1 pseudogene is annotated in these 648 nt (G+C 74.1%); it reads right to left on the bottom strand.

Annotated features, from left to right (window positions below):
* Positions 1-593 (bottom strand): annotated as a pseudogene (locus Aco03nite_RS52780) (hypothetical protein); the annotation flags it as partial.
* Positions 594-648 lie beyond the last annotated feature (55 nt).

The raw sequence follows: 648 nt of genomic DNA, 5'->3' as shown, positions 1-648 counted from the left end.
ATTCGTTCCGGCGAGTTCGGTCTGGCGGCGGGGGCGATTCGTTCCGGCGAGTTCGGTCTGGCGGCGGGGGCGATTCGTTCCGGCGAGTTCGTTCCGGCGGCAGGGGCGATCCGTTCCGGCGAGTCCGGCTCAGCGGTGGGGACGATTCGCTCCGGCGCGTCCGACCTGGTGGCGGGGGCGGTCCGTTCCGGCGAGTCCGGCTCGGTGAGAGGGACGGTTCGCTCTGGTGAGTCCGGCTCGTCGGCGGAGGCGATCGGTGGGGGGACGTCGGGGAGGGTGATCGTCAGCGGGCCGACCTGGACGGAGGCGGCCCGCCACGGGCGGCGGGCGGTGCCGATCAGGGCGGCTGTCAGCAGGTCAGGTGGCAATTCGGGGGAATGCGAGCGGGCCGGGATCGGGGGACCGGCCGGGACGAATCGGCCGTCGGGCCAGGCGGCCAGTGGGCGTAGCCCCGCCGGGGACCACTCCGCCGCCACCGTGACCGGGGCGGCTCCGGCAGCGGCCAGCAACCACCAGGGCTCGTGGTGACCGGGCGCCAGCGGCAGAGCCGAACCCTCGGCGTCCACCAGGAAACCGCTCGCCGTGGACGGCATCACAGTGGAGGGACGGGGCGCGGACAGGGGTACTGAGGACAGGGTCACAGCGGGT

It is taken from the genome of Actinoplanes couchii (assembly GCF_016862075.1).
In the GTDB taxonomy this organism is placed as follows: Bacteria; Actinomycetota; Actinomycetes; order Mycobacteriales; family Micromonosporaceae; genus Actinoplanes; species Actinoplanes couchii.
The sequence above is the reverse complement of the archived record's forward strand: the minus strand, read 5'-3'. Positions and strand labels throughout refer to the sequence as shown.